The sequence below is a fragment of the Cyclobacterium salsum genome, from assembly GCF_010119245.1.
In the GTDB taxonomy this organism is placed as follows: domain Bacteria; phylum Bacteroidota; class Bacteroidia; order Cytophagales; family Cyclobacteriaceae; genus Cyclobacterium; species Cyclobacterium salsum.
In genome coordinates this window covers 319,813-344,008 of sequence record NZ_WNKG01000004.1, presented here as the reverse complement: position 1 = coordinate 344,008, position 24,196 = coordinate 319,813, and the positions used below count along the sequence as shown (strand labels likewise).

The 24,196-nt window shown below is 45.6% G+C and carries 18 protein-coding genes; 11 read left to right on the top strand and 7 right to left on the bottom strand.

From position 1 onward, the window contains the following. Positions 1 to 199: 199 nt before the first annotated feature. The gene (locus GJS45_RS08780; RefSeq protein WP_162341100.1) at positions 200 to 1,975 is read right to left on the bottom strand and encodes a purple acid phosphatase family protein; all 1,776 of its coding nucleotides are present in this window, start codon (positions 1,973 to 1,975) and stop codon (positions 200 to 202) included. A 132-nt stretch (positions 1,976 to 2,107) separates the two neighbouring features. On the opposite strand from GJS45_RS08780, the gene GJS45_RS08775 reads away from it, so the two are divergent. The 5 genes from GJS45_RS08775 to GJS45_RS08755 all read left to right on the top strand — a co-directional run bounded on the left by GJS45_RS08775 (position 2,108) and on the right by GJS45_RS08755 (position 8,351). Then, a complete protein-coding gene (locus tag GJS45_RS08775; protein ID WP_162341099.1) occupies positions 2,108 to 2,395 on the top strand; it encodes a hypothetical protein in 288 nt (95 codons plus the stop codon). A gap of 149 nt (positions 2,396 to 2,544) precedes the next feature. Next, the gene (locus GJS45_RS08770) at positions 2,545 to 5,928 is read left to right on the top strand and encodes a SusC/RagA family TonB-linked outer membrane protein (protein ID WP_235954686.1); all 3,384 of its coding nucleotides are present in this window, start codon (positions 2,545 to 2,547) and stop codon (positions 5,926 to 5,928) included. 20 nt (positions 5,929 to 5,948) lie between these two features. Continuing rightward, positions 5,949 to 7,643 (top strand): SusD/RagB family nutrient-binding outer membrane lipoprotein, encoded by a 1,695-nt coding sequence (locus GJS45_RS08765; RefSeq protein ID WP_162341097.1) that lies wholly within the window; start codon positions 5,949 to 5,951, stop codon positions 7,641 to 7,643. 181 nt (positions 7,644 to 7,824) lie between these two features. Beyond that, positions 7,825 to 8,088, top strand: a complete 264-nt coding sequence (locus tag GJS45_RS08760) for a hypothetical protein (protein WP_162341096.1) — start codon at positions 7,825 to 7,827, stop codon at positions 8,086 to 8,088. Then, positions 8,085 to 8,351: a hypothetical protein gene (locus GJS45_RS08755; RefSeq protein ID WP_162341095.1), complete on the top strand. Its 267-nt coding sequence runs from the start codon at positions 8,085 to 8,087 to the stop codon at positions 8,349 to 8,351. Before GJS45_RS08760 ends, GJS45_RS08755 begins: the two co-directional genes overlap by 4 nt. A gap of 70 nt (positions 8,352 to 8,421) precedes the next feature. Here GJS45_RS08755 and GJS45_RS08750 read toward each other — a convergent pair whose 3' ends face one another. The 4 genes from GJS45_RS08750 to GJS45_RS08735 form a co-directional block, all read right to left on the bottom strand. Further along, positions 8,422 to 9,717, bottom strand: coding sequence for a hypothetical protein (locus GJS45_RS08750; RefSeq protein WP_162341094.1), 1,296 nt, complete (start codon positions 9,715 to 9,717; stop codon positions 8,422 to 8,424). Positions 9,718 to 9,905: 188 nt separating this feature from the next. Continuing rightward, complete coding sequence (locus GJS45_RS08745; protein WP_162341093.1) at positions 9,906 to 11,069, bottom strand: DNA-binding transcriptional regulator; 1,164 nt, start codon at positions 11,067 to 11,069, stop codon at positions 9,906 to 9,908. Between the two features lie 3 nt (positions 11,070 to 11,072). Beyond that, on the bottom strand, positions 11,073 to 12,320 hold the full coding sequence (locus GJS45_RS08740; RefSeq protein ID WP_162341092.1) for an MFS transporter: 1,248 nt from the start codon (positions 12,318 to 12,320) through the stop codon (positions 11,073 to 11,075). A gap of 146 nt (positions 12,321 to 12,466) precedes the next feature. Further along, entirely contained in the window at positions 12,467 to 13,324 is an 858-nt protein-coding gene (locus GJS45_RS08735; RefSeq protein WP_162341091.1) for an ROK family protein, read from the bottom strand. A 380-nt stretch (positions 13,325 to 13,704) separates the two neighbouring features. On the opposite strand from GJS45_RS08735, the gene GJS45_RS08730 reads away from it, so the two are divergent. From GJS45_RS08730 to GJS45_RS08705, 6 genes are all read left to right on the top strand, one after another. Further along, entirely contained in the window at positions 13,705 to 15,105 is a 1,401-nt protein-coding gene (locus GJS45_RS08730) for an alkaline phosphatase (RefSeq protein WP_162341090.1), read from the top strand. A gap of 183 nt (positions 15,106 to 15,288) precedes the next feature. Beyond that, positions 15,289 to 16,395: a sialidase family protein gene (locus GJS45_RS08725; protein ID WP_235954685.1), complete on the top strand. Its 1,107-nt coding sequence runs from the start codon at positions 15,289 to 15,291 to the stop codon at positions 16,393 to 16,395. Positions 16,396 to 16,405: 10 nt separating this feature from the next. Beyond that, a complete protein-coding gene (locus GJS45_RS08720; protein WP_162341089.1) occupies positions 16,406 to 17,455 on the top strand; it encodes a polysaccharide deacetylase family protein in 1,050 nt (349 codons plus the stop codon). Next, complete coding sequence (locus GJS45_RS08715) at positions 17,452 to 18,639, top strand: sialidase family protein (protein WP_162341088.1); 1,188 nt, start codon at positions 17,452 to 17,454, stop codon at positions 18,637 to 18,639. The genes GJS45_RS08720 and GJS45_RS08715 overlap by 4 nt, the downstream gene beginning before the upstream one ends. A gap of 302 nt (positions 18,640 to 18,941) precedes the next feature. Next, entirely contained in the window at positions 18,942 to 21,185 is a 2,244-nt protein-coding gene (locus GJS45_RS08710; RefSeq protein WP_162341087.1) for a hypothetical protein, read from the top strand. A 289-nt stretch (positions 21,186 to 21,474) separates the two neighbouring features. Further along, a complete protein-coding gene (locus GJS45_RS08705; protein WP_162341086.1) occupies positions 21,475 to 22,284 on the top strand; it encodes an N-acetylmuramic acid 6-phosphate etherase in 810 nt (269 codons plus the stop codon). A 54-nt stretch (positions 22,285 to 22,338) separates the two neighbouring features. On the opposite strand, the gene atpC is transcribed toward GJS45_RS08705, so the two are convergent. Next, entirely contained in the window at positions 22,339 to 22,584 is a 246-nt protein-coding gene (gene atpC, locus GJS45_RS08700; RefSeq protein ID WP_162341085.1) for an ATP synthase F1 subunit epsilon, read from the bottom strand. A 56-nt stretch (positions 22,585 to 22,640) separates the two neighbouring features. Continuing rightward, complete coding sequence (gene atpD / locus GJS45_RS08695) at positions 22,641 to 24,143, bottom strand: F0F1 ATP synthase subunit beta (protein WP_162341084.1); 1,503 nt, start codon at positions 24,141 to 24,143, stop codon at positions 22,641 to 22,643. Positions 24,144 to 24,196: the final 53 nt, after the last annotated feature.

Sequence of the window (24,196 nt, the reverse complement as noted above, 5' to 3'; positions counted from 1 at the left end):
AATTTATATCCGAAAATAAATAAAATCATCAGCCTACTTTATTTCAAAGGTTTCAGGGACAGCTACTTTGTTTAACTCCGTAATTCTCAAACCGTGATACCGGGGAAATTGGTAATTTTCCTGATATCTATTCCAGATAAAAAAAATCTGCCCACCTTTTTTGGGTGGGCAGATTAGGAGTTTGGAAATGCAGTAAAGGCTATTTGCTAATGGAAAATTGATCGACTTGCTCGCCCTCCAAATTGATGGTTTCTGCCCGGAGTTCCATACCGTCTATGGTAATGTATTGATACAGATGAGACGCTGGAAACTGCACTTCCGCATAGGGTTCCCTGGGAATGCCCTCATTTTTACCCGTGGTGCCAATGGAGATCCAGTAAATGGTGCCGTCGGCTGGTGAGGCCTGTACTTCGCCATTTTGCATCGGCTTGGAGCGCATGTAGTAGTGAAAGTGGCCACCCATGACCAGGTCTACATGGTATTGATCAAAGAGAGGTCCCCAGAGCTCCTGAATATCCTCGTAGGGTTCCACGCCGTTATAGGGTGGAAAATGAAACACAGCAATTTTCCAGGTTGCCTCTGATTCTTTTAATTTAGCTTCAATCCAGTCCGTTTGGTCTTTCAGGGGTAAGGTAACGTCAATCATCAGAAAGAGCACATTTTGGTAGTCAAAAGCATAGGTTCTGCCTTCCATCTCTGGAGGACTGTCGGCGGGCAAACTCAGCATCTGCTCGTACATCCAAGCTCCCAGACCATCCTGGCTGTCGTGATTTCCCGGGACTGCCATCAGGGGTTTTCGGGAGACGGTTTCCCCGGCATATTCGAACAGTTCATCCCAGTCATTTCGGTAAAGTCCGGTATTTACCAGGTCTCCTGCGATGATATAAAATTCATTTTCGGGATGTTGGGTTTCTGATTTTTGAATCAAATTTCCCCAGATTTCTGAATTGTGCACATCTCCAAACCAAATGAAGGAGAAAGGCTTTTCCTCACTAGCCGTGGTTGAAAAAGACTGCGTCTCCGACCAGCCCCCCGTATCAGTCCCTGCCTGGTAGCCGTACTCCGTTCCCGGATTTAAAGTGCGGAGTTTTGCCGTAAAACGATGGATGTACCGGTCATTCTGCAGGAGTCTGTCCTCCATTACGTACCGTTCGGCTGAAATTTCGGAGGTGTCAGCTGTTCCTTTTTCCCAATAGCGAACGCTTCCTTCGGAAACCTCGTCGGATGTTCTCCATTGAATGTCCATCGAAGTGGTGGGGTCCTCACTCCAGGTCAACAATAAATGGTCTGGTTTTTCACTGCTTGGAAACTCCGTGGTTCGAAAGGCATTTACCAGATGTGCTTCCCTGGCCCTTCCCCGGATGGTGGTTAGCAGCTGTTGTCCAAGAAGGGGTTTCGGAACTTCTGTAATGGTCAATCCATCCCAGTCATGGTAAGTAAAGGCACCTGGTTTCAATAGTTCAATGTGTTGCTCTTCCGGAAATACCGGAGTGATGGTCAAGCTGTCATTTGGATCTTGGGGGGCAAGCGCTGGAAAGTAAACAGGTCGGTGTTTTCCAAAACCATTGATACCCAGACGAACCTCGCCCGCGTCAAAATCTTTCTGCCATACCTCGTACGTATAAATTTCATTTTCTACTTCCATTCCCGTTGGTTCAAATCCTGAGGTTTCAAGCCAGAAAGGGATTTTTTCCTGCGCTTTGTCCCGCATCAGGGATACGGTGGCGGGCACATTGATCTGAAATTTCCAATACTGGGTGGCGAGTGACGCTTTTTCTTCTTCGCTTAGGTAGTGTTCTACGAATTCGTGGGAAACCGTATCCAGGGTTTCACTATCCCATTCTTCATACATTCTGGTAACGACCTTGTCCATGGTTTCAGAAACGGAAAGCAATTCTACGTCAGTACTTTGATGGGGACCACAGGAAAAGGGCAGGATCCAAATCCAGTAAACTAACAAGCTCGGTTTTTTCATATAGACATTGATTTTAAAATGTTTTCTAATAAAGAAATAGTGTATCACTAGATAATACTACATGATCCATTGAAATCAGGCTATTTAAGTAATTGTTAAATGCCTTCACATTTTTTTCATAACAAAAAAGAAATGAAGGAGATAGTCTTTTTTTTGACCCGGATGGTATATACGGTGGAGGGCAAACATATGAAAAAGAAAGAAACGGCCGCTTTGCTTCAACGGCTTGTACAAAATAGGATTTCCCGGGAGGAGTTTGAGGAGTTGCTTAATGGAATGGAAGATCAGGAAACAGTTGGTTATCTGGAAGAAAGCATGAAAGCCTATTTCGATAAAATAATGGATGATTATGAAGCGGAGAACAGACCGAACATAGAAAAAAAAATTCCAATGACGAACGCAATAAATAGTGCAAATTAATTAGATACCATTAATAGAGATAGGAGGTCCCATTAGAGACAAGGTTTGGAAAAGAATATTCCGATAGAATTGAATGAAAACTAAATTAAAACTGCAAATCAATTTAATGAGTTATGAAAAAACGCCGTACTAAAAAAATGTTAAAGTGGATGGTACCACTTTTATCGGTTGGGCTGGTTTCCACCGGCAGCCTGCTGGCGGAGGCAACTAGCTTTCCGGCCACCAGTGCAGGTAATCCGATACATGCTTCCAGCACGATGGATGATGCCATTGCTGTTACGATTCGGGGAACCGTTACCTCTGAGGAGGATAATGCCGGTCTACCAGGGGTGACTATTTTGGAAAAAGGAACGAATAACGGAACCGTTACCGACATTGACGGGGCCTATACCATTGATGTGGCCGGTCCGAATTCCGTTTTGGTATTCTCCTATGTAGGTTTTGAGAATCAGGAAGTAACCGTAGGGAACCGCACTAATGTAGATGTGACCCTGCAGGAATCCATGGCTGCCATGAATGAAGTGGTGGTAACCGCCCTGGGTATTGAGCGAGACCAACGATCCCTCGGCTACGATGTGTCCACAGTAAATGCGGAGGATGTCACGCAGGTGTCTCAGGAAAACGTATTGAGTTCACTAGCAGGCAGAATGCCTGGAGTTACCATTAACCAAACCAGTGGGCCGGGCTCTTCCATGAGCATGGTGATCCGGGGGGCAACCTCTCTGACTACCGATAATCAGCCCCTATTTGTCGTTGATGGAGTGCCCATGTCCAATTCCCTGAATAACATTTCTCAAAATGGAGATGGTAACCAGGTGGATTATGGTAACGCCATTTCGGATATTAATCCGGATGACATTGCCAATATCAGTGTATTGAAAGGCCCTAGTGCAGCAGCCCTGTACGGAACCAGGGCCGGTAACGGGGTCGTGTTGATCACCACAAAGTCTGGCAGTAAGCGAAAAGACATGGGGGTATCCTTTTCGACCAGTAATGTATTCGAAAGACCTACCCGTCTGCTGGATTTCCATTACCGCTATGCCAATGGTAATCGGGAAGGTGTATTTAATGAAGGTTCAGCTTATTGGGGAGGTCCTGAACTGGATGCCGGAAATACCGCTATTCAGTGGAACAGCCCGGTAGATGAAAACGGCAACCCCATTCCTACCGAGTTGCGATCCTATCCAAATGCGATGAAGGATTTCATGCAAACGGGAGTGACGTCAACAAACAATTTGGCCGTGAGCGGCGGAAATGACGATGCCACATACCGGGTTTCCTATTCCAATATGTTGCACAAGGGCATGATCCCGAATTCCGACCTATTCCGAAACAACATTTCCACTTCGGTTACCTACAACATACTGGAGAAGTTGACTTTCAGTTCGAATTTCAACTACAGTAATAGCATGTCCAATGACCGTCCAAGTACGGGAGACCGACGGGCAAATCCACTGGAAGCCGTCTACAACTCATCTTATGTAAATTACAATGAGATGCGAAACATATGGGTAGAAGGCCAGGAAGGAATACAACAAATCAGGACCACTGCAGGAGACAATCCTTATTTCATCGCCTACGGTATAGAAAATGCTTTCAGAAGGGACCGCATATTTGGGAATGCTTCGCTAGATTACCAATTCAATGATAATTTTAATATCACCGCCCGGTATTCACTGGACAGGTCTAACGAGAATAGGGAAACCAAAATTCCATTTAGCTATAGCCGCATGGCCAGAGGCGGCTATTACACCACCGACCTGCTGACGCAAGAATCCAATGCGGACATTTTGGCCAGCTTCAAGCAGGATTTAGGTGAATTGGATTTCAATGCCTCTGCCGGGGGGAATATCATGACCCGATTTGGCTCTAATAATAGCGTTGGAGTAGGCGGAAACCGAAACAACGGGCTAGTGGTACCAGGCATTTATAATGTGCAGAACATTCCTGCCGATAACCGCTCTGTAGGAAGTGGTTATTTCAAACGAGCCATTTACAGTGTGTATGGTTTGGCATCTTTTGGATATGCCGATCAATTGTATTTGGATCTAACAGCGAGGAATGACTGGTCATCTACCTTGCCCGCTGAAAATCGGTCGTATTTTTATCCATCCGCGTCTTTGAGCTGGTTGGCCAATTATACCTTTAATTTGCCAGAAAACATCGATATGCTTAAGGCTCGAATCGGATGGGCGCAGGTAGGTAACGACACTGATCCTTATCGCCTGGTTCAGAATCTAAGTACCGGATTGTACAACAATATCAATACTGCTGCCATGCCCTCGGGTTTGTTAAACCCAGATCTTAAGCCTGAGGAAGCAACCTCAATCGAAGCAGGTATTGATTTGAACATGTTTCAAAACAGATTGCGTTTTACCGGTACCTATTATACAGTAGATAACCGAAACCAGATCTTTGCTGTAAACCTTCCCCGTTCTTCTGGATTCAGCAGCAGATTGATCAATGCCGGGTTGATCCAAAGCCGAGGTTTGGAATTTACCTTGGGAGGTACACCATTGAGCAGGAATGGCTGGAACTGGGATATCAACCTAAACTGGAGCAGAAACCGAACCAGAGTGGTGGAACTGAGCGAAAACCTGGACCGAATCATCCTTTGGGGTGAAAATGATGCTGGAGCGATTACCTTCCTTGGAGAAAATATCGGAGATATGTATAGCTCGGGTTTTGCTCAAGTAGAAGATCCTAATTCTCCTTACTATCAATGGCCCATTTTGACTAGTACGGGATCCTGGCAAGCCTTCCGTGGAGTTGATGAGGAGCTTCGCAAAGTAGGGAATTTTAATCCTGATTTCATTCTTGGAGCGCAAACCAGTCTGAGCTACAAGCGATTTGTCTTGAATGCCAGTCTTGACTGGAGATCTGGTGGAGAGTTTATGTCCTTTACGTACCGATATGGGGAGTCTGACTGGAAATCCCAGCGGCAGTTGGATAACCTGATCCCAGGTGGTTTGTATTCAGATGCCGAATTGGTGGAGCTATTGAAATCAAACCCGGATAAGTATATCATTCCACAGCCAGGTAATTTCCCAAGAGTAGGAGGGCATACTGCAGAGACAGGTGGTTTTCCTGTGGATGCTAATGGAACTGACGGAGCCTTTATACCCGGGGTGATTCAGACTGCGGGGGCAGATACTCCTGACGATTACAGCGATGACGAGTATGAGGAGCATTTGGGTGGACCTGAGACTAATATCTACCCGATTACAAATACTTATGCCTGGAGATTTAATGAGCAGGTTACCTTTGACGCCTCTTTCATTAAATTGAGAGAACTGTCTCTGGGTTACCGAATTCCCGATTTCGGTGCTTTCCGTAACGTCACTTTTGCCGTCTACACAAGAAACATCATGTTGTGGACCAAGGCAGACATAGGCATTGATCCTGAAAGAGCCTTCTGGTCAGGAGGGGGAAGCCAGGGAGATACAGCTTCTCAATTCCGCCAGGGAATCGAAAGGCAGAATGTAATGCCCTGGAGTGTTCCGGTAGGGTTCAAACTTAATTTTAATTTGTAAATTCCTTTAATATACAAATCATGAAGCATTTATTTGATTTTCGAAAAATAGCTTTATTCGTATTCGGATTGGTTCTATTCTCGGGTTGTGACGAGAAACTAGATGAGATGAACATCAATCCTTATGGAATAGAGCCTACCAATGCCAATCCGAATTTGTTGATGCCAACGGTATTGTCTTCCGCAGCCCAGGATTATGTAAACCTTGGTTATAATGACCTGGCAGGTGCTGTTCAGCATACACAGAAGAATGGCTGGTACGGTGGTCACAACCATTATGAATGGAGCAACCGCAACTGGACTGGCTGGTACGATATATTACGTACCAACGAGTTGATGATTGAAAGGGGAGAGGAACTGGATAACCATTTCTTTCAGGGAGTAGGCCTTACCATGAAGTCATTTGTATTTGGTAATATAGCGGACTTATGGGGCGATGCTCCTTATACGAATGCACTGAAAGGTGACCAGGGAGGAGAGGACCTTCAATACCCTTCGTTTGATAGCCAAGAAGTCATTTATGATGGCATCATTGCGGACCTGCAAGAAGCGGTACAAGTGTTGGGATCTGCTTCCGGAGAAGGGGTTACCAGCGGTAATGACCTGTATTACAATGGCGATACCCAAAGCTGGCAGCGCTTTGCCAACTCCCTTCTTTTAAGGTATTACATGCGCTTATCTGAGAAAAAACCAGATGTGGCCAGGGCAGGAGTAGAGGCCATTTTTAGTAGCGGAATCTATATTCAGGATCCTTCGCAGGATGCTACCCTGGATTACACCGGAGGAGCTAACGACCAGTGGCTTTCCAGGCACGTTCGTTTAAACCCCGACGATTTTCAGCGGTACCAGGCTTGTCAGACTTTTATCGACCAGTTGACGGGTACCAACGACCCCCGTTTAACGGTATGGTTTGATTCGGTGCGGGTGCAATGGGTAGCTGATGAATCCCTAGAGGTGGCTTCAGAAGAATTTATTCGGGCAAATGGAGAACCTTTGGGAGTGGAAACATACCCCTACGATGACTTTGTTGAGCTATATTCAGACGTGAAATTTACCCGGCGGTACAATCCGAATCTGGCAGAAGAAGATTACAATGAGGACCTTTATGTAGGACTTCCTCCTGGAATAACGGTTCCAGAATCCTATAATGGAAATCCTTCTCCAGGTCAGGGAACGCAAAACCAGCATGTTTCTCAGCTAGCGCCCATTTATAGCACCGAGGGATCCCCCGGTGATATCTTGAAGGCCAGGATCATATCCGCAGCAGAAGTGAGCTTTATCTTTGCCGAAGCTGCCTTGAAAGGCTGGAATGTGGGAGATGCCGAAACCCATTACAATAAAGCCATAGAGCAGTCGCTGGAAACCTGGAACAGGGCTGATGAGTACAATTCCTTCATCAGTCAGCCAGAAATCAGTTTTAACAATTCACTAGAGCAAATAATGGAACAAAAATGGGTGGCCAGCTGGACAGCTGCTGCTGAATCTTTTGCTGATTTCCGAAGAACAGGATATCCTGCTCTGGAGGCCGGTCCCCTTTCTCCACAGCCAGAGGTTGCCATCAGGTTTCAATATGGCAACGATGAATACAATAACAATTCATCTAACATAGAAGCCGCTTTGGATGGGCTTGAAGTGACCCCTTTTTCCGGAAACTTCGGTGAGGATAGTCCATGGTCTAAACCATGGTTGTATCAGGGCACCAATGTCCCTTTCTAATATTTTTGGTTGATACCAATACTTAATGAAAAGTTCTCCTCTACTCCGGTAGGGGGGGACTTTTTTCTTTTCCACCAACGCTGGCAGACCTGAGCCGCCTGATGGCCAGGTAACGGACACCTCAAATGGGGTATTTCCGGTGCCTATTTTCATACCCAAAATTAAATTTTCACTTACAAACATGAAAAAGCTTATTGCTTTTTATAAAATCAACCTACTCATTTTGCTTTTTAGCGGTTTTTATGGCACTCTATCGGGGCAGGAAGCCAGTCTGTCCGAAAAGGATGCTTACTGGATGCCGGGGGCCTATCCTGATCGGATCATTTTAAACCTGACTGAAAACCCAACTCACTCGATAGCCGTAAATTGGAGAACTTCAGCGGATGTTTCCAAGGGTGAAATCGAATGGGCAGAAGCAAGTGATGGAGCCAAAATGGTCGTATGACGGAGGTGCTGGCCGAGGAGACGGGGACGGTTTACGTGGTATCCATGGCCGGATTAAAGATGTATGAAGCCGAAGATTATCCCTGGATGCATCGAAAAGCATCCAACACCCAAATGTATCAGCTTATCCATGTAGAAAGCGATCGATTGGAATATGAAGCTTATACCGTGACGGGGAAGCTTTATGATGCATTCGACTTGATTAAAGATGAAACAGGTGCAAATAAGCTGATCCATAAAATTCCGGATATTCCTGAATATTAACGTTACTGGAATCTATTAAGACAGGGGATCGGAAAGCAGCTAATCCCCTGTTAATTTGCTTAATAGCTAGTTACCATTCAAAGCGTTTGTTCATCCCCGGCATTTCACCGTGAATGCTGATCGCAATCAGGCTTAGAACGGCCAGCAACAACAGGATTCCCAAAACCATATAGCTCCATTTTTTCGGATGTGCTTTTTTTATCCTGATTTGGGGCTGAAATTTTTGGATTAAGAATATAATTACTATAAAGTTAATAATGTATAGAAATTGCTCGATTCGGTAGAAACTTAAAAAGGAGCCGGTAATCAAAATGGTAAAAATGATATACACGGCAAAAGAGGTAATGAAAACACCCATAACCTCTTTATAGCTCATTCCTTGACCGACGTTTCCCTTTTTATTGGAAAAAAGGCTGATCCAGGTAATAGCAGGGATCAGGAAGGCCATGAGTGCCACCCATTGGACCATTCGAACCCAAAGTGCGGGATCGTCGATAAGCCTGCCGAGGGTGGTTTCCAGATCCTTCATGACGAATGATTGCTGCCAAACGATGAAGGGTATAAGTAAGATAAAACCTATCATGGGAAGGGTTAGGTTGCGATACGAATACCGATAATTATCCTCCTCTTTTGGCCAGGAACCGGTAAAGGCACCATAGGCCATGCCCAATCCGCCAAAAAACCCGAGCGAATATTCCATCACGTTCCACATATTGAATGACACTTCGGCGACATTTCCCAGGACTTGAAGGAAATTACCGAATGCAAAGCCAAACCCGCCTCCTAATCCGGCAAATACCGCTACCCGCATGGCACTATACTGTTTTTTGCGGGCCAGGTAGTACATCATGGCAATGCCAATACCGGCACAGACACCCCAGGCTTCCGATCTGGGTGGCGTCATGGCAATGCCCAATTGTTCAATAATGAAGTAATAGAAAATAACACCTCCTACGGTCATTTCGGTAATGACCTGGTGCCACTTCACCTTTTTTTCCGGGTGATCTGCCAACACCAAGCCAAAAAGCCCCCCACCGATCAGCCCATAAAGCCCTCCAATGATGAAAAGCATGGTCAGTCCATAATAGACGTTGACAAAGTCTACTCCTCTTCCATACCCTACCACGGCACCGTAGCTCATCATGCCTCCCAATCCCCAGCCAACGGCCCCTGCAAAAGCGGCTTTCATTGCCTTATTGTACCAGGACTTCTTTTTGGACAATAAAATAATACAGAGGCTACCAATGCCTCCTGCCCAGGCAGCTCCCTGTTCGTGGCCAAATTGTCCTCTAATGGCCCAGGCAGTACCCAAGGCCATGCCGGCCAGCAGCAGGGAAATGACCGTGTTTTTAGTTACATTTTTCATGTTGTACGCTACGGTTGAATACGAAGGAAGTTAACTATGCCCAAACATACCCATTCCCGGGTCCGGGAATAGGATAGATTCTTTTGAAGGTAATACCCTAAGCCGCTGATTTGTACTATTGAACTGATGGCTTTTTGTCTTTTAAAGTGGCCGCCTGGCAGCCCTCAGGTAGGGTAGGCGGTATGGGATTATTTACCAGCCAGGTACCGCTTTCGGTATTCAATGGGATTACAACCTTTTACCTGTTTGAATTGTCTGGCGATGTTTTTACTATCATTCAACCCCAAATCGAGTGCAATTTCAAACACGGTCTGATCTGTCTCCAATAGTTTTTGGGTGAACTTTTCAATACGCAGGTTGAAGATGTATTTGTAAATGGGGTAACCGGTAATTTGGTGAAACCGCTTTTCAAGGCTTCTTCTGGAAAGCGGAACCTGCCGGACTACCTCGTCTACCTGAAGGTTTTTTTCGATGTTTTTGTGGATGTATTTAAGTGTGGAGGCAATGTAATCGTCATTAGTGGCATAAATATCCGTGGATTGCCGGGTGATTATTTGAGTAGGTTTCACATGAATGTCGTAGTACTGCTCAGCCCCGTTTTGGATCATATGTTCCATCAACCTGGCCGTGTCGTAACCTCCTTTTTCTATATCCAGGCCAATGCTGGAAAGGGGAGGATCAGACAGATCGCAGAGCATTTCATCGTTATCTACCCCCAATACGGCTACCTCCTCAGGAATTCTGATTTTGTTTTGTTTGCAGGCCTCTGTGATGTGCAGGCCCTGATTATCATCACAGGTCATCAGGGCGATTGGCTTAGGCAGGGAGATCAGCCATTTGCTCAGGGAGTTACTTTTATAATACCAAAGGTCGGTGGAACGCGATTTTCGGTGTTCAAAGTAATTGACTTTATACCCGACCGAATTGATTTTTTTCTCGAACCCCTCGGCTCGCTCACGGGACCAAACAATATCATTGAAACCGTAAAAGGCAAAGTTTTTAAATCCTTTTTTCAGAAAATATTCAGCACCCATTTCGCCGGCCTCGTGGTAAGCGCCGGTGATATTGGGAAGCTCGCTGAAGCGTTCTTTAAAATCTTGGGCAATGACGGGTATTTTGGAGTTAATGATCAATTTAAGATCCATTTCATTGTAAAGCTGTCCGATGATTCCATGAGCACCCCAGTCTTTGGCCCAGTCCAGGATCCCTTTAATACCGATGGTTTCCCGGTAGTATAGGGGCATCCGGCAATAGGTCCAGGGGCCATGTTCCGCGGAATATTTAGAGATACCTTTTAGTAGACTTTTACTGTATTCCTCGGCAAAGTCCAGCAACAGAATAATCTTGTACATGCCTTACTTGAAGATGTCCTTGATATTTTTGGTGGCGTTACTCACAAGCGGTTTCGCCCAAATGCCAATGCTCAGGATGTAGCCCAACGTAATGAAAAGGAATAACATGGCCAACTTGAGGCCAACCAATTCGGCAAGCCCGCCAACAATCAGGGGTACTACCGCTCCTCCGGCTATTCCGGTGCAAAGTATCCCGGAAAAGGTACCGTGATGATGAGGGACAGAATTCAGTGCAAGGGAGAATATGACTGACCACATCACTGAAGCAAAAAAACCTGTCATGGGAAAAGCTATCAGTGCCCATGAAACCGGACCGAAAAGGGCAAGCAGAAGTGCTATAATAGCCCCTGAGGTAAAGAGGATCAAGACGGAACGACTATCCATAAACTTCAAAAGCAATAAGCCCAGCAAACAACCGATGGTAAGCAAACCCCAAAAATAGGAAATGACCGAAGCCCCGGTAGTGGCCGGGTCCACCCCGTGATAGGTTTGCAGAAACTTGGATATCCAATTGGCAATACCTTGTTCCGTACCTACGTAGGAGAAGATTCCCAGGAAATATAAAACCACGTATTTATTAGCTAATAATTCCTTAAAGGCCACCCCAACGTCAATTTTTTCGTCTTCCTTTAGTTCTACTTTTGGGAATTTGGCGAAGTAGACCACGATGACCATCAGAAAGGCGATACCTGCGAATACCCAGTAAAGGGACACCCATTTGAGATTTTCAGGCACCATTCCATCCAAAAAGGAAAATAAGAAGCCCAGATCGCCCGTATGGATATTGGTGACCAGGTAGCTGTAAAGCATGGGACTCAGAAAGGAGGCTGCACCAAAGGCCAATTGCCCTAATACCGAATTAAAGGCAAAATGGGCTTCTCCTCCAGCAGTCCGAAGCAAGGGGTTAATAACGACCTGCAGAATGGCCATTCCAATACCTATAATGAACAGCGAGGTAAGGGCAATTCCAAAGCTGGGAATCAGGGCAAACACAAGCGCTCCGGCAAAAGCAAGTGAAAAGGCCGCGACTAGCATTTTCTTTTCTTTATACTTTTCCACCAGGATACCCGAGGGAATGGACATAACCGCATAGGCTACAAAAAAAGAAAAAGGTAAAAACCCTGCCAACCCGATACTAAGGGTAAAACTGTCAATGATATCCGGGATGATTGGACCTAGAATATTGGTTAGAAAAGAAATGACAAAAAAGATTAACAGAATAAGGGCTACGATAAGGTTATTTTTTTTCATATCATTTGTTTTTCAGGTGATGAAGATAACCAATACTAACGGAAATCATAGGTTTAATCGGCGAAGAAATCATGACAGGATTGGGGATCGGGTGGTTGAGAGAAAGTCTTCGTGATATTCCAAGGATGATGAAGTTCAAAATTTCGCTAGAGGACTCCCTTTGCATGCTCCAAAGACAGGTCTACCAAAGCTGCTGCTCCTAAAAGGGCAATATCTTCGTTTTTAGTCTGGTGGATTTTCAATTTTTTGATGGACTCCGGATAGATAAAATCGTTGAAGCTTTCCTTCATGGTAGCTTCAAAATAGGGGTAGGCATTGGCCACAGAACCTCCAATAACGATGGCTTGCGGGTCATAGGTGTACATGACCGCCTGTACCGCTGCCCCAAAATGATGCCCAAAATCATTCCATTGGGATAAGGCCTCGGGGTCTCCTTTTTCAGCCTGATTGTAGGCATCTAGTGCCGTGGTATGGTAAAAGGCACTGAAAAAATTTCCACTGGCGTAATATTCAATGTTCTGATCCTTATAAGGGAGCAGACCAATTTCTCCTGCACCACAATTGGTGCCGGCATACAATTTATTTCCAATAATGATTCCAGACCCCAGACCGGTGCCAATAGACATACCCACCAGGCAGGAATATTCTTTACCCATTCCGAATTTATGTTCTCCAATCGTAAAACAATTCACATCGTTATTTACAAATACCGGTAGGTTAAACTCCTCTTCCAAAATGGCTTTTAGGCTAACTTTCTTCCAGGAAGGTATATTTGTGACATTATAAACGATCCCTTTTTCTACATCCACTACCGAGGGAACGCCTATTCCGATTCCTTCCACCTTATGACGGGTAAGAGGTTCGATAAACTGTTTCACCTGATTTAAGGTCGAATGAAGGTCATCTTTTTCTTTCAACAAGGCCTTGGTTTTATGGATGATCTTACCTTCCTTCTCAATGCCGACTTGGATTTTGGTTCCTCCTAAATCTATTCCTATGTTCATTGCGCTAATACAGGTGAGTTTTAAAAAAAAAATGAAACAACAAATATATCTTAATTTACATATTATACAAACCAATCCGTACCACATACTCCCCCCGTTACCGGATATTATTTATTTGGTTTTCAGGTAGTAAGGAGGTTGATAAGGTCGCTTGATCTAACTACTATACTTGAAAGTAGGGGTATGTACTATTTAGAGAAAGATCTTTTTTGATAGTACAAATCCTGGAAATCGGGTATTATTACTGTTAAAATCAAGGTATTTTACCAGGTTTAGCGGTACTATTAAATTGGTATTTCAGCTAAAAAGCAGGAATTTTGGATTAGGTGATTTTGACACAGGCGTAGATTTTAACGATTAATCATAAAAAATAAAAAACCATGAAAAGAAGGGATTTCTTTAATAGAAGTATTTTGGCCTCGTTGGGATTAGGAGCGTTGGGCACGGGAGTAGGTTATGGAAACACCCGGCCCGGGTCCTTCAAAAGCGCTGCAAAAAACATCATTTTTCTGGTTAGTGATGGCATGAGCACCGGAACCCTGAACATGGCCGATTTACTACTCAGGGAGAAGGAAGGCAGGAAAAGCAGGTGGGTGAGTTATTATCAGGGAGGCTTTGCCAAGCGGGCACTCATGGATACCGCATCCTCGAACTCCCTGGTTACGGATTCAGCCGCTGCCGGTAGCTCCTGGGGTTGTGGCATGCGGGTGCCGAACGGATCCCTAAACGTGGGTCCAAATGGAGAGCTGCCCGTTCCTATCCTGCAGAAGTTCAAAAATGCCGGGAAATCGGTGGGTTGTGTGACCACGGTTCCCATTACCCACGCTACTCCGGCTTCGTTTTGCGTAAATGAAGAGAGTAGAAGTGCCATGTTTGATATAGCGGTAAAATACCTGGAGATGGAATTTGATGTGATGATGGGCGGAGGCAAGGCACTTTTTGACAGCAAGTCAAGAGAGGATAAACGAGATTTACTTGGAGATTTTAGAAACGCGGGATTTTCAGTGGCGCTGGATCGAGCTGAAATGATGGCCTTAAACGGGGAAAATCCTGTTTTAGGAGTATTTAGTGAAGGAGGGATGCCTTATTCCGTCGACAGAGAAAATGACCCGGAAATAAAAAATAAGGTTCCTTCCCTGGCAGAAATGTCTAAGAAGGCCATTGCCCTGCTCGCCCAGAATCCATCTGGGTTTGCCATGCAAATAGAAGGCGGTAAAGTAGATTGGGCAGCACATGCCAACGACGCACCCGGATTACTCTACGATCAATTGGATTTTGATGCGGCAGTAGGCATTGCACTGGATTTTGCAGCTAAGGATGGGGAAACATTGGTCATCATGACTACAGACCATGGGAATGCCAATCCCGGTTTATTCAATGGGAGTAAATTTGGTAAACTCTATACCACCTCGCACTCCAACGAATGGGTCTTGAGCCAGTTATCGGCTGCCAATACGCCTGGGCAAGTGACGGATTTTATTGAAACCTATCAGGGTTTAAAGCTGAAGAAGGAGGAGGCAGAAGTCCTGTTGAAAAGCTATGAGGAACTCAATGATGATGGGATTTACGGTTCTACTAAGGTACCCAATCATCTTTTTGCTCAAATTCAAACTAACCATACCGGCATCGGTTGGGCAGGAACGGGGCATTCCTCTGATCATGTGGAACTGGCCATGTACGGGCCGGGAAGTGAAAATCTACCAGCTTATATAGAAAACTACAAGCTTCACAACTTTATGCTCAATGCTGCTCAGCTACCGGCCATGGCCTATTTGGGATAAATAATGTACGTTACAAAAACGTCATTGATGGACGGTTTGTGGCCAGGAAATACCCCCCCTTTGAAACCAGCATAGATGCTAATGTTTAAAAATCGATTTTCCAGTATCAATAGAAACGACTAGAATCCAGCACAGATCCACATTTGCCATCTTGTCTATCCACAAATAAATAATTCTAAGAAAATGATGAAAAATAGTAGTTTGATAATTGGCACCTTTGTAGCCCTATTTACTGCTTTTTCCTGTGGGGGTTCCGTCTCGGATACCTCACAAGAAGCTGAACCCGAGATGCAAGCCGATCAAGAAATAACCGTGAATACCGTTCAATACGAACATGTGTTTGGTGATGACAGACCATTTGCGCAGAGCCATGCCTCTACCATGATCCCTTTGGATGGAGAAGAATATTTGGTAGCTTGGTTTGCGGGTTCTCATGAAAAAAATGACGATGTGGGCATCTGGACGGCCAAGGGGAAACCGGGAAACTGGTCGGAACCCGAGTTGCTGGTAAAAGTTCGTAATGACCCCCACTGGAACCCCGTACTCTTTCAGGCTCCGGACGGGAAGGTATATTTGTTTTTTAAAGTTGGAAAAGAGATTGATTACTGGGAAACCTGGGTGCAGGTTTCGGAAGATGGTGGAGACAGTTGGTCAGAAGCCAGAGAATTAGTTCCTGGGGATAAAGGGGGACGGGGCCCGGTAAGAAACCACATGCTGGTACTTTCAGATGGAACCTGGCTGGCCCCAGCTTCTGATGAGAAGAACAAAGTTTGGACAGTATTTGTGGACCGGTCAGCGGACGAGGGAAAGACCTGGGAGGCGACGGATAAATTGGAAATGGATCGGAACGAGATAAATGGCGAAGGCGTGATTCAACCAGCTTTATGGGAATCGAAACCGGGACATGTACACATGCTGATGCGGAGTAGTTCTGGAAATATCTGCCGGGCGGATTCAGAAGATTACGGCAAGACCTGGTCGCCTGTAGAAGAAATCTCACTGCCAAACAATAATAGTGGTATTGATGTCGCTCATTTGGGCGGCGAGAAAATCGCAGTTATCTATAATCCGGTTTCAGAGAACTGGGGAGCGCGATATCCGATATCCGTATCGGTATCTCTGGACAACGGGTATACATGGGGCCCGAAATTTGATATTGAAAAGGGAGAAGGGGATGAGGATGAGTTGTCCTACCCGGCGATGTTTTACGAAGAGGGTCATTTAGTTGCTTGTTATACCTGGAACCGGCAGCGAGTGGCTTTTTGGAAAGGGAAATTGGAAGGAATTTAACGGAATGGATATGAAGGTATTTTGGATTATAGGCTGCCTGGTAGTGCTAGCGGCCCAAATGGTAAAAGGACAGGAAGAAGCCACTTATGCTGAAAAGCTGGGGTTTCCTGCCGGAAAAAAAGTGGTAATTTTCCATGTGGACGATGCAGGCATGTCCTATGAGTCCAATGAAGGGACGATCAAGTCCATCGAGTCGGGGGTGGCTACCTCCTGTAGTATTATGATGCCTTGTCCCTGGGCAGCAAGTTTTGTGAAGCATGCGCTCCAGGAGCCCATGGACGCCGGTATTCACCTGACCTTGACCTCCGAGTGGAAGGATTATCGCTGGCACCCCCTCTCGGGAAAAGAGGCTGTTCCCGGCCTGGTGGATGAAGAAGGGGCGCTTTGGCCCTCTGTGGAAGAGGTAATACGGAATGCAAGTCCCGACGAAGTGGAACGGGAAATCCGAGCCCAGATAGACCGGGCACTGGATATGGGACTAAAACCAACTCATTTGGACAGCCACATGGGAACACTTTTCTACCACCAACCTTTTTTGGAGCGGTACATTAAAGTTGGGGTTGATTACGGAATTCCCGTCATGTTTCCGGGTGGAAACAACAAACTTCTAATGCGTTCCATGAACAATAACCTGATCAAACAGCTGAAAAAAGAGGGGAGCTATAAAGAAGGAATGGAATTGCCGAAAAACCCATTAGCGGATCAAGCTCCGGAAGTGGGTAAGCAAATCTGGAATTCTGGTTTACCGGTATTGGATGATTTGCATACGGTAAGTGGTAACTGGAAGCCTGATGGTGAGCCTGGTGATGAGGCTTGGGGAGATTACAAGGTAGCCCAATTTAAATCGGTATTAACCCAAATGGAACCAGGGTTGATGATGATCATTGTCCACAGCAACGGAGACCGTAAAGTTTTTGACCGGATTAGCTCCTCCGGCGGGTCCCGGTATGCAGACATGTTGGCCATGACGGATCCGGATTTACAACAATTTATTGAAGAAGAAGGAATTATCCTTACTACCTGGCAAGAAGTAATGCAACGAAGAAAACGAGCAGAATGAAAATACTCTTAACGGGTCTGGTAGCGATGCTTTTGGGTATTTCTGGTTATGGCCAATACATTCCAAAAGAAAAAGTTGTCGAACAGGAACAGTTGATTTTTCCTCTACAAGGACAACATGTGCATGGAAGCAGCATTGTGGCGCTTCCGAATGGTGACCTGCTTACCGCCTGGTTTGAAGGCTCCGGGGAGCGAACAGCAGATGATGTGCGGATTATGGGTGCCCGCTTAAGAAAGCGGGATTCGGAATGGGGAGCTCCTTTTTTGATGGCAGATACTCCCGGTTTGCCCGATTGCAACCCGGTATTGTTTCTAAATCAGGAGGGAAAGCTATTTTTAGTGTGGATAGCCGTACAAGCCAATCGTTGGGAGCAGAGCATCCTAAGGCTACGAACCAGTACGGCATTTGATAATGCCGGTGCCCCGATGTGGGATTGGCAGGACAATATACTTCTCAAGCCAGGCGAAGAATTTCATCAGGAAGTAGTTCAAAAATTTAAAGAGTTGCCTCCCAATACTTCTGGCTGGGCGGAATATGCGCCTTTGTACGATGAGATGATTATTGAGGCGAGCAAGGATAGCAAAAAAACCAGTATCGGATGGATGACCCGAATCAAGCCCCTGGTTCTGCAGTCGGGCAGGTTGTTGTTACCGCTTTATTCAGACGGGTTTAACTTTTCATTGGTAGCCCTATCGGATGACGATGGAAAGACCTGGGTTGCCAGTAATCCCATTGTAGGAAGGGGTCCTATTCAGCCCGCTTTAGCGCAGCGGGAAAACGGTGAAATTATGGCTATCATGCGGGATAGTGGGGATGCTCCCAATAGGTTGCACCGCAGTTATTCTACTGACGAAGGGCTGACCTGGACCGCCAGTGAAAAGTCCACCATTCCCAATACCGCCAGTGTGGAATTATTGGCATTGGATAACGGCCTTTGGCTCTTTTTAGGAAATGATGTGGATGATGGCAGGTACAAACTGTCTATGTACGTTTCTGATGATGAAGGGAGAACCTGGCGGGGTAAAATGTACCTGGAAGATGAGAAAAAAGACTTCGGTGGCTTTTCTTACCCTTCTTTGATTCAAGATACGGATGGTATGGTGCATGTAACGTATTCTTACCATTTGGCAGATGGAGGGAAATCCATAAAATATGTAAAAATTGATCCAAATAATTTTTTTTAAGGTAGTACTTCCTGTGCGTTTGCTTGTATTACAGATGAGCAGATCGATTACCTGAAAAGGTTGAAATTGGTTTGACTTTAGTAGTTAGGTTAGGTAAGTTTTGTCCGCTCCTGCCCATTGGGTAGGGCGGACAAATTTATTTTTAAACGGATTAACCCAAAAACACCTTTTCTGATTACTAACGGTTGTTGGGAATTAGAACAATTGGAAGAGCCGCTCGATTGCACAGGCTGATGTTGATATTCCCCTAAAACGCGCTATAGATCCGACAAAAAATCAATCAAATAAATGATACATTACCAATGAGATATTTCCCATTAAGATACTTCGTACTATTAGTACTGACATTAACCAGCACGTTAGGAATAAAGGCCCAGAATTTACCAGCTTCCAGTAAGAAAGTTCATCTGGATAAGCCTTTTGTGCAAGAATACAGTGTCAAATATGCTGCAAGCGAGGACATGGTTTTAAAGAAAGCATTTGCGGATAGAAATGGAACCATTCAAGTGTTGGAGGCATCAGGATTAGTGAGAACCCATGCCGGTGCTTTCCTATATCCGGGCACACTGATTTCCGACAGGAGTTACCTCCCCATGGAAGATAAAATTATCCGCGATATGCTCAGCCTGGAAGGACAATTCGTTTATTTGGATGATGAAGCTGTTTTTAGCAATGCCTGGGCAGGAAGTGTTTATTTGCCTCACGAGCTCCCCGGGGCAACTCTTTTTGAGTCCGGTAAAGGGTTTACTTTCCTGGTTTCCGATGGTAGCGACCTTCATTTAGTAAGCCCTAAGGGAGTAATCTGGAAGGCCAAGGCCACTAGTTCTCCTGTGTTGGATATTACATTTGACTCAGAAAGAAACGTTTTTTACGTTTTGAGCACAAATTCGGTAAGTGTATTCTCACCATCGGAACAGAAACGATCAACCCTTACCACCGGAGAGGGCTTTACCTGCTTTGCATTTCGTCAGGGAAAGGACCGGCTGGCTATCGGCACAGACAATGGGTTTTTTGAATGGGACCTGGGGAAAGACCAAATGTGGGGTACCAAAAATGAAGCCTTACCTTCTCCCAAATTGACCAGCATTTCGGAAATTAACGGGTTGCTTTGGTTTGGTTCTGATAGGGGAGCCTTCATGCAGAAAGAAGATGGAGGGTTCAACTATTATTACGGCGAACGGTGGGTTCCGGGTGAGGAGGTCATCCACGTCAGTCAAAAAGGTGAAAACGAAGTTTTGTTGTTAACCGAACAGGGCCTGGGCAAATTGGTATTTACCTATCAGACGCTCGCAGAAAAGGCTGCATACTTCGATCATCAGGTAAGAGACCGGCATATTCGTCATGGTTTCAATGCCACACTGGTAGGGATGGAAAAGGGCAATGTAGATACAGGCAGATTAGGCGACTCGGATAACGACGGTCTGTGGACCTCCATGTATTTGGGTGGTGAAGCGTTCCGGTATGCGGTGACAGGAGATGCCGAAGCCTTGCAAAATGTGCGCGAGTCTCTGGATGCCATGGAGCGGCTCTATACGATTAATCCGGTACCGGGTTTTCCTTCCCGATCTTTCGAGAGAAGCGGCTACATCGAGCAGCTGTCAGACCCTGAGCGCTGGCAACATGCTTCCGATCCGGAATGGGACTGGAAAGCCACGACCAGCAGTGATGAAGCCATCGGACACGTATTTGTATTTGGGGTAATTGCGGAGTTGGTAGATAATGAAGCCGTTCGGGCCAAGGCGATTCGTCTACTGGACGAATTAATGCAGCATATCGTTGAAAACGATTGGTACCTGATTGATTATGATGGAGAACCCACTACCTGGGGAAGGTGGAATCCGGAATATGTCAATGGTTTTCCAACGATGGTAGGAGATCGAAAATTGAATTCATCCAATATAGTGGCCATGTTGCAGACAGCCTACCACTTTACCGGAAGGGATATTTACAAAGAAAGAGCCTATGACCTTATGGAAAACCACGGGTATCTGGAAAATCTGATGCGCCCCATGGAGGAAATAGGCCGAGCGAAAGAAGGCAGCGATGAGTGGGCAGCCATGCTTTCCGAATCCTGGAACCACTCAGACGATGAAATGTATTTCCTGGGATATTGGGGCTTGTACCGGTATGCGTTTACAGATGAGTTAAAGGACATGTACCAAAAAGCCATTGTGGACCATTGGGAAGCCGAGCGGCCGGAAAGAGATGGCCTTTGGAATATCTTCACGGCACTGGTTTCGCCGGAAAACTTCGATCTGGAAGAGGCCATTTGGTACCTGCAGGAATATCCCCTGGACCTGATCAATTGGACCATAAAAAATAGCCATAGAAACGATATCGTCCTTCTGGAGGAAAACTTCCGCAGGCAAACGACCCAGGAGGTGCTGCCTCCGGACGAATTGCAGATTCGCAAGCATAATGCCAACCGTTTTGGATTAGATGGTGGAAGAGACGGAAGGCAGGAAAACAGTGCGGGAGATATCTGGCTGCTTCCTTACTGGATGGGAAGATACCTGGATGTAATTAGCGAACCCTTATTACCTTAATCACGCATGAGTTTTCTTACCAAAATCCAGTCAGGAGAAACCGTTGTAAACAATACAGCTTGGCCGTTGGTATTCATTTCTCTTCGACTGCTCAACGGCAGCAGTTTTGGATGAAAGAAGGGGTAAATCTGGTAGTTCACAGCTCTGATTTAGCCCTTTTCAAGCAGCGCCTGGAAACGGATTTTGCCCTCTTGAAACCAGAATCGGGACCCAAGAGGAAGAAAAACAGCGGGGATCGTCCAATTATTTAGTTTAATGTTTTATCAATTATTTGCGAAATTTAAGCAGCATGACAAAAATAACGGAGCAGCCTTCCCTGTACCGACATCTGGAAAAGATGTCCGTCACGGAACTAACGGCCAACATTAATAAAGAAGATAAGAAAGTCGCATTGGCCATAGAGGCGGCACTTCCTCAGATCAATCAACTGATTGAAGGAATTGTGGAAAAGCTGGAGCAGGGGGGAAGGCTATTTTACCTGGGTGCCGGAAGTGGTGGAAGATTATCGGTGTTGGATGCCATCGAATTGCCGACTACCTACGGGATTCCCAAAGGAGTGGTAAATGTAATACTCGCCGGAGGAGTGGCTCACTTGGTAGAAGCCCGGGAGGAAGAAGAGGATAACCGTGAAGCTGGCTGGAAAGCTCTTGAAAGCCATGATGTTTCCGAGAAGGACCTGGTGCTGGGTATTTCAGCCAGTGGCACCACGCCGTTCGTATTGGCAGCCCTACAAGCCTGTCAATCCAAGGGGATCACCACCGGCTGCCTGGTCAGCAATCCGGAATCACCAATCGCCGGAGCGGCCGACTTTCCGGTAGAAGTCATCACCGGGCCGGAATTTGTGTCCGGCAGTACGCGAATGAAGTGCGGTACCATGCAAAAAATGGTGTTTGACATGATCTCTACCACCTGCATGATACGGCTCGGAAGAGTAGAGGATAACAAAATGGTCAATGTTCAGCTCATCAATGATAAAATAACCGACCGGGCAGTGAAAATGCTTATGGAGCGAGCGGGATTGGAAGATTACGAAGAGGCTAAAGCCTTATTGATGGAGAAAGGATCGGTGAAAAAAGCCTTGGATACATTAAATACATAAAAAAAGGGAGCCATAATCAAATAAGGCTCCCTCTGTAATTTTTATAGGGAAGGATCAGGAGATCACTTTTTCCGCTAAAACAATTATTTTATTGTCATTTACTTCCACCACTCCTCCGTCCACAATCAGGGATTTTTTGCCTTCATTGCTGGTATAGGACACGGCTCCCTTTTCCAAGGCAGAAACGATGGCGGCGTGGTTTTTCAATATTTGAAAAGAACCATTCGCTCCTGGAAAGGTAGCTTCCGAAACTTCTCCTTCAAATATTTTTTTATCCGGGGTAATGATTTCTAAATGCATGCTTAAAGATAAGGTGAAGTAAAACAAGAAGTTTTACGTTTCAGAACGGCAATGAATTATTTAACTTCCGCCAACATTTTTTCGCCTTTGGCGATGGCATCTTCAATGCTTCCTACCAGGTTAAAAGCTGCTTCCGGTAAATGATCCAGTTCTCCATCCATGATCATGTTAAATCCTTTGATGGTATCCTTGATATCTACCAATACACCTTTTAGGCCGGTAAACTGTTCGGCTACGTGGAAAGGCTGAGAAAGGAAACGTTGCACCCTTCTTGCACGGTGCACGACCAACTTGTCCTCTTCTGAAAGTTCTTCCATACCCAAGATGGCAATGATATCCTGGAGTTCTTTATAGCGCTGAAGTATCTCTTTAACGCGGGTAGCACAGTCGTAATGCTCATCTCCCAGAACACCAGGTTCCAAAATTCGGGAAGTGGAATCCAGAGGATCAACCGCAGGATAAATTCCTAATTCTGCGATTTTTCTGGAAAGTACCGTGGTTGCATCCAGGTGAGCGAAGGTCGTAGCTGGCGCGGGGTCAGTCAAGTCATCCGCAGGTACATAAACCGCCTGTACAGAAGTAATGGAACCGTTCTTAGTAGAGGTAATTCGTTCCTGCATGGCTCCCATTTCGGTCGCCAAGGTGGGCTGGTAACCTACAGCGGAAGGCATCCTTCCCAAAAGGGCCGAAACTTCGGATCCAGCCTGGGTAAAACGGAATATATTATCGATAAAGAATAGGATGTCTTTTCCGGCACCTTCACCTTCACCATCCCGGTAATATTCTGCAAGGGTCAGTCCTGTTAAGGCTACTCTCGCCCGAGCACCTGGAGGTTCGTTCATCTGACCAAACACAAAGGTAGCTTTTGATTCCTTAAGTTTTTCGAGGTCCACTTTCGCCAGGTCCCAACCTCCTTCTTCTTCCAGGGATTTAACAAAATCATCTCCATAGGTCACAATCCCGGATTCAATCATTTCACGCAGCAGATCGTTTCCTTCACGGGTACGCTCACCGACTCCTGCAAATACGGAAAGGCCTGAATAGGCTTTGGCGATATTGTTGATCAACTCCTGGATCAATACTGTTTTTCCAACACCAGCTCCTCCAAAAAGCCCGATTTTCCCTCCTTTGGCATAGGGCTCGATCAGGTCGATTACCTTTATTCCTGTATAAAGAACCTCTGCAGAGGTGGTCAAATCTTCAAATTTCGGTGCTGACCGATGTATGGGTAGACGTTTGGTGTGTTCGGGTTGAGTTAATCCGTCAATGGCTTCTCCCACCACATTAAATAACCTTCCTTTGATGCTGTCTCCGATGGGTACAGAGATGGGAGCACCAAGGTCTCTTACCTCCATTCCCCTCACCATACCTTCCGAAGAATCCATGGCGATGGTTCGTACCCGATCTTCCCCAAGGTGCTGTTGTACCTCGAGAATTACCGTTTGGCCGTTTTCTTTTGTGATTTCAAGTGCATCAAGGATATTTGGCAGTTTACTTCCCTCAAAGGAAACATCCACAACAGGACCAATTACCTGAGTTATCTTACCAGTATTCGCCATTGTTATATTTTAAGATGAATAGGAACAATACTTTTTTTAATTCGAGTGCAAAA